The organism is Nocardia shimofusensis NBRC 100134 (assembly GCF_001613125.1).
GTDB classification, from domain to species: domain Bacteria; phylum Actinomycetota; class Actinomycetes; order Mycobacteriales; family Mycobacteriaceae; genus Nocardia; species Nocardia shimofusensis.
In genome coordinates this window covers 1-14,194 of record NZ_BDBT01000038.1, presented here as the reverse complement: position 1 = coordinate 14,194, position 14,194 = coordinate 1, and the positions used below count along the sequence as shown (strand labels likewise).

13 protein-coding genes and 1 pseudogene are annotated in these 14,194 nt (G+C 70.9%); 8 read left to right on the top strand and 6 right to left on the bottom strand.

Going from position 1 to position 14,194, the window contains the following annotated elements; all coding sequences use genetic code 11:
- Positions 1-158: 158 nt before the first annotated feature.
- Positions 159-1,157, bottom strand: coding sequence for an EamA family transporter RarD (gene rarD, locus NS3_RS25995; RefSeq protein ID WP_084495929.1), 999 nt, complete (start codon positions 1,155-1,157; stop codon positions 159-161).
- A 194-nt stretch (positions 1,158-1,351) separates the two neighbouring features.
- Here rarD and NS3_RS25990 point away from each other — a divergent pair, with 194 nt between their 5' ends.
- Complete coding sequence (locus NS3_RS25990) at positions 1,352-2,101, top strand: serine hydrolase family protein (protein WP_067865022.1); 750 nt, start codon at positions 1,352-1,354, stop codon at positions 2,099-2,101.
- A gap of 64 nt (positions 2,102-2,165) precedes the next feature.
- On the opposite strand, the gene bla is transcribed toward NS3_RS25990, so the two are convergent.
- On the bottom strand, positions 2,166-3,098 hold the full coding sequence (gene bla / locus NS3_RS25985) for a class A beta-lactamase (protein ID WP_067864976.1): 933 nt from the start codon (positions 3,096-3,098) through the stop codon (positions 2,166-2,168).
- Between the two features lie 166 nt (positions 3,099-3,264).
- Between bla and NS3_RS25980 the strand changes: the two genes are divergently transcribed.
- From NS3_RS25980 to NS3_RS25965, 4 genes are all read left to right on the top strand, one after another.
- Positions 3,265-4,170 (top strand): LysR family transcriptional regulator, encoded by a 906-nt coding sequence (locus NS3_RS25980; RefSeq protein WP_067864974.1) that lies wholly within the window; start codon positions 3,265-3,267, stop codon positions 4,168-4,170.
- On the top strand, positions 4,167-5,147 hold the full coding sequence (locus NS3_RS25975; RefSeq protein WP_084495927.1) for a serine hydrolase: 981 nt from the start codon (positions 4,167-4,169) through the stop codon (positions 5,145-5,147). The genes NS3_RS25980 and NS3_RS25975 overlap by 4 nt, the downstream gene beginning before the upstream one ends.
- Before the next feature lie 33 nt (positions 5,148-5,180).
- On the top strand, positions 5,181-7,601 hold the full coding sequence (locus NS3_RS25970; RefSeq protein ID WP_067864972.1) for a cation-translocating P-type ATPase: 2,421 nt from the start codon (positions 5,181-5,183) through the stop codon (positions 7,599-7,601).
- 175 nt (positions 7,602-7,776) lie between these two features.
- On the top strand, positions 7,777-8,604 hold the full coding sequence (locus NS3_RS25965) for a PhzF family phenazine biosynthesis protein (protein ID WP_067864970.1): 828 nt from the start codon (positions 7,777-7,779) through the stop codon (positions 8,602-8,604).
- Positions 8,605-8,631: 27 nt separating this feature from the next.
- Here NS3_RS25965 and NS3_RS25960 read toward each other — a convergent pair whose 3' ends face one another.
- The 3 genes and pseudogenes from NS3_RS25960 to lspA form a co-directional block, all read right to left on the bottom strand.
- The gene (locus tag NS3_RS25960) at positions 8,632-9,360 is read right to left on the bottom strand and encodes a hypothetical protein (RefSeq protein ID WP_245649817.1); all 729 of its coding nucleotides are present in this window, start codon (positions 9,358-9,360) and stop codon (positions 8,632-8,634) included.
- Positions 9,353-10,279 (bottom strand): RluA family pseudouridine synthase, encoded by a 927-nt coding sequence (locus tag NS3_RS25955; RefSeq protein WP_067864968.1) that lies wholly within the window; start codon positions 10,277-10,279, stop codon positions 9,353-9,355. The genes NS3_RS25960 and NS3_RS25955 overlap by 8 nt, the downstream gene beginning before the upstream one ends.
- 233 nt (positions 10,280-10,512) lie before the next feature.
- Positions 10,513-11,088: pseudogene (lspA, locus tag NS3_RS25950) on the bottom strand (signal peptidase II); the annotation flags it as partial.
- A gap of 171 nt (positions 11,089-11,259) precedes the next feature.
- On the opposite strand from lspA, the gene NS3_RS25945 reads away from it, so the two are divergent.
- The 3 genes from NS3_RS25945 to NS3_RS25935 all read left to right on the top strand — a co-directional run bounded on the left by NS3_RS25945 (position 11,260) and on the right by NS3_RS25935 (position 13,535).
- Positions 11,260-12,201, top strand: coding sequence for a hypothetical protein (locus NS3_RS25945; protein ID WP_084495932.1), 942 nt, complete (start codon positions 11,260-11,262; stop codon positions 12,199-12,201).
- 14 nt (positions 12,202-12,215) lie between these two features.
- On the top strand, positions 12,216-12,926 hold the full coding sequence (locus tag NS3_RS25940) for a hypothetical protein (RefSeq protein WP_067865013.1): 711 nt from the start codon (positions 12,216-12,218) through the stop codon (positions 12,924-12,926).
- Between the two features lie 141 nt (positions 12,927-13,067).
- Positions 13,068-13,535, top strand: coding sequence for a VOC family protein (locus tag NS3_RS25935; RefSeq protein WP_067864965.1), 468 nt, complete (start codon positions 13,068-13,070; stop codon positions 13,533-13,535).
- 49 nt (positions 13,536-13,584) lie between these two features.
- Here NS3_RS25935 and NS3_RS25930 read toward each other — a convergent pair.
- The coding region (locus NS3_RS25930) for an AMP-binding enzyme (protein ID WP_157101544.1) at positions 13,585-14,194 on the bottom strand (610 nt) is incomplete at its 5' end.

Here is a 14,194-nt window from a genome sequence, read left to right as displayed (position 1 = left end):
TTCGCGGCGGAACCGGAGCGCACCGGACTGCGGACGAGGGGCTCGTCGGCCGGTGGGCCTTGGTCAGCCCCGCCACCCCTGAACGGACGGGGTGATGCGTCCGGCGAGCGTGACGAGGTCGGCGCCGGTGAGACCGGGATAGCCCGCCTGACGGGCTATCACCCACGCCGAGGTCTCGCAGCGATTCCCGGCTCTCCCTCCTCGGGCGCAGCCTGATCCAGGTCGCCGGGCGCAGCCGCTTCTACGCCGCCGGGCGGCACGAGCCGGGAACGGCTGTCGCGGCGGGCGCGGCGATTACGGCGCAGCGCGTCGGCGGTGAAGACCCCCAGCGCTGCCCAGATGAGGGCGAAGCCCGCCCAGCGGGAGGCGGGCATGGGCTCGTGGGCGACGGCGACCCCCCAAGCCATCTGCATGGCGGGGGTCAGGTATTGCAGCAGGCCCATGGTGGACAGCGGCACCCGCTGGGCGGCGACCGCGAACAGCAGCAGCGGCACCAGCGTGACCGGCCCCGTGGACAGGAGCAATCCCGCTTCGACCGGGCCGTCGAACAGGGTGTTCGATCCGGTCAGCGCCAGGAACACCAGGAAAGCCAGGGCGAACGGCGCGGAGACCAGCCCCTCGGCGGCGAGGCTGCGCATGGCGTCGAGCCGGATCACCTTCTTCACCAGGCCGTACAGCGCGAACGAGACTGCCAGGGTGAGCGCGATGTAGGGCGGCCTGCCGTAGTCGAGGGTCAGTACCACGACCGCCGCCGCGCCGAGCCCGAGCGCCACCCACTGTGCGGCGGCCAGCCGCTCCCGGAATATCAGCACCCCGAAGGCCACGGTGACCAGTGGATTGGTGAAGTAGCCGAGCGCGCATTCGACCACATGGCCGGAGGTGACGCCGTAGACGTAGACGCCCCAGTTGATCGAGATGGCCACCGAGGCCAGCGCGGCCAGCCGCCAGGTGCGGGCGTCGATGCCGCGCAGCTCCCGCAGCCGTCCGGCCACCGCGAGCACGACCAGTGCCGCTGCCAGCGTCCACACGATCCGCTGCGCCAAGATCTCCACGGCTCCCGCGAAGGCCAGCAGACCGAAGAACGCGGGGAACAGTCCCCAGGTGAAATACGCGCCTACACCGAACGCGACACCCGGGATCGATCTGCCTGCGCGCACTCCGGTGAGGCTACCGCGCCCGCCCGCCCGCGCCGTCGTCAGCCGAGCGCTGACCGGGCGGCGTTCGCGACGAGCGTTGCACGATCGTCGGCGAGATCTTGCTCGCGTCGATTCGCGGGAGCGGACAGCGCGATGTTTGATCCCCGCCACAGTGGCGATTCGTGGTGGCACCGGAACCGGACGCGGAGGTGACCATGGGACATCGGAGACTGCTGGTCGTGGCGCTCGTCATGGGCTCGTTGCTGATACCAGGGACCTGGGCGGGCGCGGAGACCGCCACCGAGGTCGCCGTACCGCGGACGACCATCGCCGTGCGCACCGACCTCGGCCACCGCTGGGGCCTCGGCGCCGCGCACGCGCCGCGTGGCGCGCTCTCCCTCGCCAAGCTGTATCTCGTCGATTACGCCCTGCGCCACGGCGACGGTTCGGCCGTGGACAGGGAACTCGGCGAGCGGATGATCCGATACTCCGACGACGTCGCGGCGGACAGGCTGGCGGGCAAGTATCCCGGCGCGATCGCCGCGGTCGCCGCCGAGTACGGCTTGACCGCGACCGGCGCAGGCGGGCACTGGAGTGCCGCGACCACCAGCAGCGCCGATGTCGCGGAGTTCTTGCACGCGAAGGCGCGCAGCGATCCCGGCTCGCCGATCCTGGCGTGGATGGCCACCGCCGGGGACCGCGCCGCCGACGGCACGCCACAGAATTGGGGCACCGCGCGCCTGCCCGGAGTGCTCGGCACCAAATGGGGGTGGTCGGATTTCGGCACGCCGGAAGTCGCCTCGGTGTCGTTCGGTCCCGGCTTCACGGTGGCGGCCCACACCTACGGCACGCCCGCCGATCAGACCGCCGATGTGCTCGCCGCGCTGCCGCAGATGCTGGCCGGGCTGACCGGGATTCCGCCGGACCTGCTGCGGCAGTGGGGCATCGCCGCCGGTGGGGCGTGACGCCGCTCGACGTACCGGCGACCGGGCGCCGGTACGTCGAGCACGGCGGCTGTCGAAGCCGTCGTCAGCCGAGCGCTGCCACGGCGGCCCGGGCGGCGGCCGCGACGAGCGCGTTGTCTGCCTCGGCGTCGGGTTCGGACTTGGTCGACAACACCGCGATGACGATCGGCGCGCGGCCCTGCGGCCAGGCCACGGCCACATCCAGGGCCGATCCGTAGGCCGGCGACCCGGTCTTGTCGCCGACGGTCCAGTCGGCGGGCAGGCCCGCGCGGATGCGGGCGTCGCCGGTGGTGTTGGCGACCAGCCAGGAGGTGAGCCGCGCGCGTTCCGGCTCGGCCAGGGTGTCGCCGACGACGAGTGCGCGGTAGTCGGCGGCCAGCGCGGCCGGGGTGGTGCTATCGCGTTCGTCGCCGGGAATCGCGGAATTCAACTCGGTCTCCCAACGATCCAGGCGCGAGGTGTCGTCACCGAGGGAGCGCAGGAACGCGGTGAAACCGGCGGGACCGCCGAGCAGTTTCAGCAGCTGGTTGCCCGCGGTGTTGTCGGAGACGGTGATCGCGGCATCGCACAGTTGCGCCACGGTCATCCCGGACTCGACGTGGCGTTCGGTGACCGGTGAGTACTCGACGAGCTCACCGGCCGCGTAGTGGATCACCTGATCGAAATAGCCCGAGGACAGCGGATGGTCGCGCAGGAGAGCGCCGCAGGCCAGGGCCTTGAAGGTCGAGGCCATCGGGAATCGCTCGTGCTCGCGATGGGTCACGACGCGCCCGGTTCCGGTGTCGACGGCGAAGACACCGAGTCGCGCACCGGAGGTGGACTCGAGATCGGCGAAGCGTGGGCTGCTGGACACCGAGGTGGTCACGACATCCACGGGCGCGGTGGTGGCGGGGTTCGCGTCGCAGGCCGTGGACACGGCGAGCGCGGGCGCCAGGACAGCGGCGGCGAGCAATCGCCTGCGGTGGACGGGGACGAGGTCGAGAACGCGGAATTTCACCGGGCGAGAACACCACGACCGGTGGGGATGCGGCCAATATCGCCGGCTCCCCGCCGCGAGTCGGTCTCGATATCGCCGCAGGTCGCGACAGGGGCACAGCGCGACGAGGCGAGTGGCGCGGATCCGGCCGGGCCGGTCCGGCCGGGGTGATTGGTTCAATGGCCGCATGGATCTGATCCGCCACCTCCGCTTCTTCGTCTCGGTCGCCGACGAGGGACATTTCGGAAGGGCGGCGGCCGCGCTCGACATGACCCAGCCGCCACTGTCGCAGGGGCTGCGCCGACTCGAACAGTTCCTCGGCGTCGAACTCGTGCACCGCACCAGGCAAGGCGCGATGCTCACCGCCGGGGGCAGGCAGTTGCTGCCCCGGTCCCGCCTGCTGGTCGACGACGCCGATCGGCTGCTCGCCGAAGCCCAACGCATCGCCCACGCCCGCGGGGACGTGCACCTGGGTGTGGTCGCGGCGATCCCGGACCCGCTGATCACCGCCTGCGTGAGCGCTCTTCGCCACAGCGCGGGAGCCACGGTGTCCACCACGGTCGGTTCGACCGTCGAACTGCTCGGCGACCTGCGCGCGGGTCTGTGTGATGTGGCGGTGGTAGAACATCCGGCCCTGGTCGACGGTGTCGAGGCCGGGCCGGTGGTGAAGGTCGCGCGCCGGGTGATCGTCCCGTCGGACCATCGCAGCGCCACCGCGGAACGCCCCACCCTTCGCATGCTCGCCGGCCTGACCTTCGCGCACCCGCCCCGCGCCGCCAACCCACCGGCCTTCGACACGGTGCTCGATCTGTTGCGGGAACGCGGTCTGGACCCGCAGGTCGCCTCGGCCCGCGACGACCGCGCCGTCCTGGCGGCCGTCGCGGCAGGCACCAGCTTCGGGCTCACCACGACGGTGCCGTCGAACGCACCGGGCATCACCTGGCTGGACCTGGCGCCACAGGCGTTCGCGCTGCGGGTCCGCGTCGCCTGGCGCCCCGATGCCCGGTCGCAGGCAGGCGCCCGATCGGACACCGATGCCCGGTCACACGCGGCGGCATTGGATCGCGTGCTGTACCGGGAGCGGCTGCGATGAGCGCCGCCGGACGGCGTCCGTCGAGTGCGGCTTCGGTCGATCCGGCCGACAGCAGGCGCGCGGCGGCGGATCGTATCCGTGAGGTCTTCGCCGATGCCGGCTGCACCGGGTGGTTGCACGCGCGGCGCTGCGGCGGCGAGGCCGAGATCTCGGTCGGCGGCCACGCCCGCGTGGTGACCGCCTCGGTGTACAAGCTGGTGCTGTTCGTGGCCTTCTGCCGCGGGGTGGATGCCGGGCTGATCGATCCGGCCGACCGGCTCACCATCGATCCCGCCGACTGCACGCCGGGGCCCACCGGCATCGCGGCGCTGCACGACCCGGTGACCATGAGCCGCCGCGACCTCGCCACCTCGATGATGACGGTGTCGGACAACGCGGCCGCCGACGTGCTGCTGGGCGAGGTCGGCCTGGGCGCGGTCGAAGAAGTACTCACCGACCTCGGCCTCACCGAGACCAGGATCGTCGGCGGCACCGCCGACGTGCATCGCGGCCTGTTACGCGACACCGACACCCACACCACCGCCGAGGCCTTCGCGGCGCTGGCCGACAACGACGAAGCCCGGTCGGTCGCGGCCTACGATCCCGCCTACACCAGCGCGACCACCCCGGAGGAGATGACCCGCCTGCTGCGCGTGCTCTGGTCCGGCACGGTCCTGTCGCCGGGACAGACCGCATTCGTGCGCGCTGTGATGGCGAAACAGGTCTGGCCGCATCGCATCGCCGCGGCCTTCCCCCATCGCGGCGTCACGGTGGCGGGCAAGACCGGCACCATCGGTGTGATCCGCAACGAAGTCGCGGTGGTCGAGTTCCCGCGCGAGTACCCGATCGCTGTGGCGGTGTTCACGCGCGCCGCGCGCGCCGACCCCCAGCTTCCCGTGGTGGACGCGGCGATCGCCGAGGCCGCCCGCATCGCGGTGACAGCGCTGCGCCACCCGGTGGACCCGGACGAATGGCCCGAACCCGGCGCTCGCCGATGAGGGCCCGCACCGCAACGGCTTAGGCTGACGCTCATGACGACAACCGAGCAGATTTCCGGGTCGGCCGGACTGTCCGCGGCGCAAGTCGAGCAACGTCGCCGCGACGGGCTCACCAACGATGTCCCCGACCGGGCCAGCCGCTCGGTGGCAGAGATCGTGCGCGCCAACGTCTTCACCCGTATCAATGCCATCCTCGGTGTGCTGTTCGCGCTGGTGCTGAGCACCGGCTCACTCATCGACGGTATGTTCGGCCTGCTCATCGTCGCCAACAGCGCGGTCGGCATCATCCAGGAGGTGCGGGCCAAGCGCACCCTCGACCGGCTCGCCATCGTCGGCCAGGCCAAGCCGATGGTGCGTCGCGACGGGGTGTCGCGGCAGATCTCGCCCCACGACGTCGTACTCGACGACCTGATCGAGCTCGGGCCGGGCGACCAGATCGTGGTCGACGGCGTGGTGGCGGAATCCGAACTGCTCGAGATCGACGAATCGCTGCTCACCGGTGAGGCCGATGCGATCGACAAGCAGATCGGCGCGCAGGTGATGTCGGGCAGCTACGTGGTCTCCGGATCGGGCGCCTACCGGGCCACCAAGGTCGGCCGCGACGCCTATGCCGCGCGCCTGGCCGAGGAGGCCAGCAAGTTCACCCTGGTCCATTCGGAACTGCGCAGTGGTATCGACCGGATTCTGAAATTCATCACCCTCCTGCTCATCCCCGCGGGTCTGCTCAGCATCTACAACCAGCTGTTCTCCAGTGGCGAGTCGTGGCGGCCCGCGGTCACCGGCATGGTGGCCGCGCTGGTGCCGATGGTGCCCGAGGGCCTGGTGCTGATGACCTCCATCGCCTTCGCCGTCGGTGTGGTGCGGCTGGGGCAACGCATGTGCCTGGTGCAGGAGCTGCCCGCGATCGAGGGGCTGGCGCGGGTGGACGTGGTGTGCGCGGACAAGACCGGCACCCTCACCGAGAACGGCATGCGGCTGGCCGAGGTCAGAGTGCTCGGCGGCGCCGAGGAGGCAGGTGCGCGCGAGGCGCTGGCCGCGCTGGCCGCCGCCGACCCCCGCCCCAACTCCAGCGTGCAGGCGATCGCGGAGGCGCTGCCCGTCGCGCCGCAGTGGAAGCGGACCGGGATCGCACCGTTCTCCTCGGCCAAGAAGTGGAGCGGCATCTCCTTCGGCGACCACGGCGACTGGCTGCTCGGCGCGCCCGATGTGCTGCTCGATCCGGCGACCGCGGACGCCCGCGCCGCCGAGGAACTGGGCGGCAAGGGTCTGCGCGTGTTGTTGCTCGCCCACAGCGACCGTCCGGTGGACGCTCCCGACGCCCCCGGCCTCGTCACCCCCGTGGCCCTGGTGGTGCTCGAACAGAAGGTGCGCCCGGACGCGCGCGACACTCTGGAGTTCTTCGCCCAGCAGGACGTCGGCATCAAGGTGATCTCCGGCGACAACGCGGTCTCGGTCGGCGCGGTCGCCGCCTCCCTCGATCTGCCCGGCGGCGACCACGCCGTCGACGCCCGTACCCTGCCCGAGGATCCCGCGGCCCTGGCCGAGGTGCTCGAAGATGAGACCACCTTCGGGCGGGTCCGCCCGGAACAGAAGCGCGCGATGGTCGGCGCGCTGCAGTCGCGCGGGCACACCGTCGCCATGACCGGCGACGGCGTCAACGACGTGCTCGCGCTCAAGGACGCCGACATCGGCGTCGCGATGGGTTCGGGCAGCCCCGCCACCCGCGCGGTCGCCCAGATCGTCCTGCTGGACAACAAGTTCGCGACCCTGCCGTATGTGGTGGCCGAGGGACGCCGGGTGATCGGCAACATCGAGCGCGTCTCGAACCTGTTCCTCACCAAGACGGTGTACTCGGTGCTGCTGGCCTTCCTGGTCGGCCTGGCCGGGCTCGGCTCGCAGATCTTCGACTACGACCCGATCGGCTATCCGTTCCTGCCGCGCCACGTCACGATCGCCGCCTGGTTCACCATCGGCATCCCGGCGTTCATCCTCTCGCTGGCCCCGAACAACGAGCGCGCCCGCTCCGGGTTCGTCTCCCGGGTCATGCGCCAGGCCATCCCGTCCGGCATCGTCATCGGCGTGGCCACGTTCGTGGCCTACCTGATCGCCTATCAAGGCGCCGACGCCACCGAACAGGAGAAGGTGCAGGCGGGAACCACGGCTCTGATCACGCTCATCGTGATCGCGGTGTGGGTGCTGGCGATCGTCGCCAGGCCCTACGTCTGGTGGAAGGTGCTGCTGATCGCGGTGTCGGTGCTGGCCTACGTGGTGCTGTTCACGGTGCCGTTCACCCGGGAGTTCTTCGCCCTCGACCCGTCGAACCTCGCCCTGACGGGCACGGCGCTGGCGATCGGCGCGATCGGCATCGTGCTCGTCGAGATCGCCTGGTGGTTCAGCGCCACCGAGGACGGCGAGCACCGGCTGATCCCGGCTTCGCCGGGCGGTGCGGCTTGATCCCGGCTTCGCCGGGCGGGCGGCTTGATCCCGCGCACGCCTGATCTCGGCAGTTCGGCCGGGGCTCGGTCCCGTGGCGGGTCTCGTGGCGCGGTGCAACATGGTCGTCCGACCCGCCGCGCCGCGAGAACCCTTGGGCGGCGCGGTCATTCGCCGGTGGGGTACCTTCTGGTGAATGGAGGTATTGCTGCACCAGATCGACGCGTTCGCGGACGCACCGTTCTCCGGCAACCCGGCGGCGGTGATGCCGTTGCCGTCGTGGTTGCCCGACGAGCTGCTGCAGAATCTGGCCGAGGAGAACAACCTCGCCGAGACCGCCTTCTACACCGCGCAATTGCCGCCCGAGGCCGCCCAGACCCCTGACGCACCCACCGACCGCCCGGTGTTCCACCTGCGCTGGTTCACTCCGGCCGCCGAAGTGGACATGTGCGGACACGCCACCCTGGCCTCGGCCGCGCAGATCCTCGAAGACCTGCACCCCGGCGTAGATCGCGTCAGCTTCTACACCCGCAGCGGCTGGTTGCACGTCGATCGCACCGACGACGACGAATACGTCCTGGACCTCCCTGCCGTCGGCTCTGTCGAGACCGATCCCGACCCCGCCCTCGTCGACGCGCTCGGCGTGCGCCCGGTGCGCGCCTACAGCGGGCCCGACGAGGTTCTCGTGCTGGCCTCGGAAAGCGAAGTGCGCGAGGCGACTCCGCTGCTCGGCGCCTTCCCGCCGCTGCCCCGCGGCGCGATCATCGCCGCCCCCGGCGACGAGGTGGACCTGGTCTCACGATTCTTCGCTCCCGGCGTCGGCATCCCGGAGGATCCGGTCACCGGTTCGGCCCACGCCCAGCTGGTTCCGCTGTGGGCCGAGCGCACCGGCCGTTCGCTCGTGGTCGCCCGCCAGCTGTCCCGGCGCGGTGGCGCCCTGCGTTGCGAACTGGTCGGCGACCGGGTGCTGCTCATCGGGCGGTGCCGCCGCTACCTCGACGGGGTCGTCCAGCTTTCCGACTGAGCGGTGCCCTCCGGCGACAGGGGCGGCTCAGTTGGCGGGAACAGGCCCGTCGTCCGGTCCGGGGACAACGGCTTCGGTGTGCTCGGGTAGGAGCGGCGCGACGCCGTAGTGACCGGCCACCGCGTCGGCGGGCAGCGCCTCCACCGCGCGAATCGCCGGATCGGCGCCCAGTTCCCGGAGCCGGTCCACCGGGCCGCGGACGACGATCGCGACCGCGCATGCGCAACCTGCCTCGAGCCGGTCCGCGCTCACCTGGAGAATCCGGCGGTAGCGCTCGTCGGAGAGATCGCCGGTCGACGCGGAGCGCATGAGCCCCGCCGCCGATACCGCCGAGTTGCGGATCGCGGTCTCGTTCGCGGGCACCGGGATCGTGGTGAGCGGGGTACGGACGCGGGGGATGGGCACCTGATAGAGCACCTGGCCGATCCGCAGGCCGCCTGCGTGCGCGGACAGCTGGTCCGGCGGCAGCGGCTCGGTGAACGACAGCAGTGCCCAGTGGTCGTCGCGGTCCTCGTCGGCCAGCGAATCCGCCGCCCGCGCAAGGTAATCGGACACACGCTCGGCGTTCTCCGGGCCCAGCCGGTCGGTGCGCACCCCGAGATCACGCGGTGGGTTCAGGATGCCAAGCACCGCGAAGAAGCCCACTGCCACAACGGCGACGACGAGGAGAGTGAGCATGCGGACGGTGCCGCCTTCGGAGGCGGTATCCCCGCCGAACTCGTCGGCGGGATCGGAGGGCGAACCCTCCTCACGCATCGCGCAGCACGTCCAATGCGTGGCTCAGGTCGGCCGGATACTCGCTGGTGATCTCGAGCCAGCGACCGTCGGCGGGATGGTGGAAGCCGAGGGTGTGGGCGTGCAGCCACTGCCGTTCCAAGCCGAGGCGGGCGGCCAGTTTCGGATCGGCGCCGTAGGTGAGATCACCGCAGCAGGGGTGCCGGATCGCGGAGAAGTGCACGCGGATCTGGTGGGTGCGCCCGGTTTCCAGATGGATGTCGAGCAGGCTGGCGGCCTGGAACGCCTCCAGCGTGTCGTAGTGGGTGACGCTCGGACGACCGTCCGCGGTGACGGCGAACTTCCAGTCGTTGCCACGCGCGCGGCCGATCGGGGCATCGATGGTGCCGCTGCTCGGGTCGGGATGACCCTGGACCAGCGCGTGGTAGCGCTTGTGCACGGTGCGCTGTTTGAAGGCGCGCTTGAGCACGGTGTAGGCATGTTCGGACTGGGCGACCACCATCACCCCGGAGGTGCCCACGTCGAGGCGATGCACGATGCCCTGGCGTTCGTGCGCGCCGGAGGTGGAGATGCGGTAGCCCGCGGCGGCGAGCCCACCGACCACGGTCGGGCCGGACCAGCCGACGCCGGTGTGCGCGGCCACGCCGACCGGCTTGTCCACCGCGACGATGTCGTCGTCGGCGTAGAGGATCTTCATGCCCTCCACCGGGGCGACCTCGACCGTCAATTCGCGCTTGGGTTCGGGGAACTCGACCTCGAGCCAGGCGCCCGCGCTGAGCCGGTCGGACTTGCCCGCGGCGACCCCGTCCAGGAGCACCGAGCCGTCGGTGGTCAATGCCGCCACCGCGGTGCGTGAGAGCCCGAGCAACCGGGACAGACCGGCGTCCACCCGCATGCCGTCCAGCCCGTCGGGCACCGGCATGGCCCTGGTTTCTCTCACGTGGTGTTCCCCTTTCCCGTGTGCTCGGTGTCGCGCTCGCGCGCGCTGTCGTTGTTCGTGACGCTGTCGTTGTTCGTGACGCTGTCGTTGTTCGTGACGCTGTCGTCGTTCGTGACGCTGTCGGTCGTACTGCTGTCGTTCTTCGTACTACGGTCGTCGGTCGCGCTGGTGTCGGCGTTGCGGCGATCGATCCCGTGGACCGCGCCGCCGGGCTCGGTCCCGTCGTCGCGTCCGACGCGGGTGCCGTCGAGTTCGAAGCCGAACAGCGTCGCCACGACCAGCAACGTCGCGCCGCACACGATCGCCGAGTCGGCGACGTTGAACACCGGGAACGAGCCGACGGCGACGAAGTCGACCACATGGCCCTGTAACGGGCCCGGCGAACGGAACAGCCGATCGGCCAGATTACCCACCGCGCCGCCGAGCACCATGCCGAGGCCGATCGCCCACCACAGCGAACGCAGCTTCCGGCCGATCCTGATCACACCGATCACCACCGCCACCGCGACCAGCGTCAGCAGCCAGGTCATGCCGGTGGCCATCGAGAATGCCGCGCCGGGATTGCGGACCAGCGCGAAGCGGGCGAAGTCGCCGATGATCGGGACCGGGTCGCCCGGGGTGATCGTGGCGACCACGATGCACTTGGTGAGCAGGTCCAGTGCGAACAGGATCACCGCGAGCGTCAGCAGCGTGTGCAGCCGCAGCGGCGGTAGGTCCTCGGCAGGCGCGTCCCCCCGTCGCACGGCATCGGCGTCGGCGGCATCTGCGCCGGCGGCGTCGACGTCTTCGGGGTGCCGGTCGTCATTCACACCCCCATCCTCTCAAGAGCTCGCGCGTCCGCGCGCCGCGCCTCCTCCGGGCCCGCACCGGAGGAGGCGATGTCGTGTCCGTTCGGCCCCGCCGCGGATAACGCTCGGGTACGGCCGGGGTGGAGTCTGAGCCCACACTCAGGAAGCGGTCGTACCCTGTTGCACGTGACGGTGTTGTCTTCTCCCCATCTGCCCCGGATCGCGCGACCGGGAGCACTGCTCCTGGCGATCGCCCTGGGCTTGTCGACCTTCGCCGTCGGCTGCGCCGATGACGCCGAATCGCCCGCGAGCACCGAGGGCACCGAGCCGCTCGGCATCGGCAAGGAGGTGACGGTGCCCATCTCGGTGGCCGCCGCCGCGCTGGTCTCCCCGGGCGCCGAACCCCGCGCCGTGTTGCGGCCGACCTTCGCGCCGGGCACCGAACAGCGGGTGACCCTGCACACCGAGCACCACATCGAACAGCAGATCAACGATCAACCGCCACGGGACTTCTCCACTCCGGCGCTGACGATCCCGATGACCGCGCTCGCAGGCACCGGCGGCGTCGATCTCACTCTCGGTGAGGTGACCAGCCCCGACCCGATGCTCAGCGAGGCGTTGACCGCCGCGGGCGGCTCCCAGGCCGGTCTGGACTTCAGCGACGAGGGCGCGATCACCGCCCTGCGCCTCGCCCCCGACCCCGACACGCCGAACGCCGCGCGTGCGGCATTGGAGAACGCCTTCTACCAGGCGGTGTACCGCTCGATCATGTTCCCGGAAGAGGCCGTCGGCGAGGGCGCGGTGTGGACAGTGCACCAGGAGGTGACCGGCGGGGTGACCCTGGACCAGGTGACCACGGCGACGCTGACCAAGCGCGAGGGCGATCGGCTCACCATCGAATTGACGGTCGAACAGACCCCGAAGTCCTCCTCGTGGGCGCTGCCCAACGACACCGGCACCCTGTCCATCGAGGACTACCTCATGGAGGGCAACGGCACCATCACCTTCGACCTGGGGCTGCCGCTGCCGGTGGCCGGGTCGATCACCGTCGGCGGCCACCAGGTCTACCGCGACCCGCGCAGCGTCAGCCTGCTGAGCCAGAGCATCGTCACGCAGGTGTCGTGGGCCGAGTGAGGACGTCCGCCGTCGTGCGCACAACCGCTTACGCCGCCACCGTCACCGCCGTTGCCCTGCTGACCGCCTGCGGCTCGTCCGAGGACACCGACTCCGACGCCGACCGGGTCGAACTGGGCGCGTTGGGTGCGATCGTGCCCGCGGCGCCCGCCACCGTCCCGCCGTTCACCGACGCCGACACCCTCGCACTGCGCCTGCTCGGCGAGGACGATCTGCCCGCGGGCATGGTGGCCGTCTACGACCCGGCCGACGAATCCACCCGGCCTGCCTCCGTGCCCGCCCCGACCACTCCGGCCGGCTGCGGCAAAGTCCTGATGGCACTGGGGTATCAGCGACCCGAGGCGCTCACCTGGACCGCCGTCGCCTACGAGGGCCCGGAGTTCGCCGGCATCGATATCGACGCCGCCAGCTACGCGGAGGTGGGCCCGGCCTTCACCGCCGTCCAGGAGACCTTGCACAACTGCACCGAGTACTTCGGCGAGGACGGCGAGAACACCCGCATCGACTACCGGCTCGGCGCGCTGGACCAGCCACAGGCAGGCGATGCGAGCACCTCGTTCCAGCTGCGGATGACCAGTGAGGGCGCGACTCTGGTCGCGCAGGCGACCCTGGTCCAGGTCGGCGCCACCCTCGTACAGATCTCGGTCACCGCTCCGGAAGCGTCGGACCCGGCATTGCTGGCCCAACTCACCGCCGCCCAGGTGCGCGCACTACGCGAGGCATAGCCCCTCACCAGGAACCTCTCACCAGGAGCGGAGCCGTCACCGAACCGTAGCCGGGACGCCCCTCGCCAAGGGGTCGTGCCGCGGCCACGGCGGGCATAGGCTCGCCAGGTCAGACGAATCGGCTCGAGCTGGAGGTCGGTCATGACCGATGTCGAACCCATCCCCGACGGATACCCGGCGCTGTCCCCCGGGCTGGCGATCGACGGCGCGGCGGCGGCCGTCGAGTTCTACAAACAGGTGTTCGGCGCGACCGAACGCATGCGCATGCCCCGCCCGGACGGCAAGATCGCCCACTGCGAGCTGCTGATCGGCGAGTCCGTGCTGATGCTCGGCGACCCCGCCCCCGAAGTCGGGTTCTTCGATCCCGAGACCGTCGGCGGCAGTCCCGTGAGCTTGCATGTCTACGTTCCCGACGCCGACGCCGCGTTCGTGACCGCCATGGAGTCGGGCGCCCGGGAAATCGAGCCGGTCACCCTCCAGTTCTACGGCGACCGCTCCGGTTCCTTCATCGACCCCTGGGGACACCGCTGGACGGTCGCCACCCACGTCGAGGACGTCCCGCCGGACGAGATGGACCGCCGGATGGCCACCCTTTTCGGCGAATCCTGACCGGACGGCGCACCCGATCCCCCTCATGTGACCGGGTGCGCCACCCGATTCAGCTGCGCGCGATGGCCTCGAAGACGCTCGGGTCGACGAGGGTGGAGGTGTCGCCGAGTTCGCGGCCCTCGGCGATGTCGCGCAGCAGGCGGCGCATGATCTTGCCGCTGCGGGTCTTGGGCAGTTCGGGAACGATGTGGATGTCGCGCGGCTTGGCGATGGGACTGATCTCGCGGGCGACTTCGGCCTTCAGGTCGTCGGCGAGTGCCGCGCCGGTGTTCTCGGCATCGGCGGTGAGGATGACGAAGGCGACGATGCCCTGGCCGGTGGTGGCGTCGGCGGCCCCGACGACGGCGGCTTCGGCGACGCTGGAGTGCCCGACGAGGGCGGATTCGACTTCGGCGGTGGAGATGCGGTGGCCGGAGACGTTCATGACGTCGTCGACGCGGCCCAGGACCCAGAGCGCGTCGTCCTCGTCGACCTTCGCCCCGTCACCGGCGAAGTACCACCCCTGGTCGGCGAAACGCGCCCAATAGGTTTCGCGGTAGCGGTCCATGTCGCCCCAGATGCCGCGCAGCATGGACGGCCAGGGCTGGTCCAGGACCAGGAGTCCGGAGCCGCCGGGCGCGAGATCGGCGCCGTCGTCGTCGACGACCGCAGCCGAGATG

Bases quoted from the DNA above. Each gene is read 5' to 3' on its own strand.
- NS3_RS25960 (WP_245649817.1), bottom strand. From the start codon at position 9,360: ATGCGTGAGGAGGGTTCGCCCTCCGATCCCGCCGACGAGTTCGGCGGG.
- NS3_RS25965 (WP_067864970.1), top strand. From the start codon at position 7,777: ATGGAGGTATTGCTGCACCAGATCGACGCGTTCGCGGACGCACCGTTC.
- NS3_RS25975 (WP_084495927.1), top strand. From the start codon at position 4,167: ATGAGCGCCGCCGGACGGCGTCCGTCGAGTGCGGCTTCGGTCGATCCG.
- NS3_RS25970 (WP_067864972.1), top strand. From the start codon at position 5,181: ATGACGACAACCGAGCAGATTTCCGGGTCGGCCGGACTGTCCGCGGCG.
- NS3_RS25935 (WP_067864965.1), top strand. From the start codon at position 13,068: ATGACCGATGTCGAACCCATCCCCGACGGATACCCGGCGCTGTCCCCC.
- NS3_RS25980 (WP_067864974.1), top strand. From the start codon at position 3,265: ATGGATCTGATCCGCCACCTCCGCTTCTTCGTCTCGGTCGCCGACGAG.
- NS3_RS25990 (WP_067865022.1), top strand. From the start codon at position 1,352: ATGGGACATCGGAGACTGCTGGTCGTGGCGCTCGTCATGGGCTCGTTG.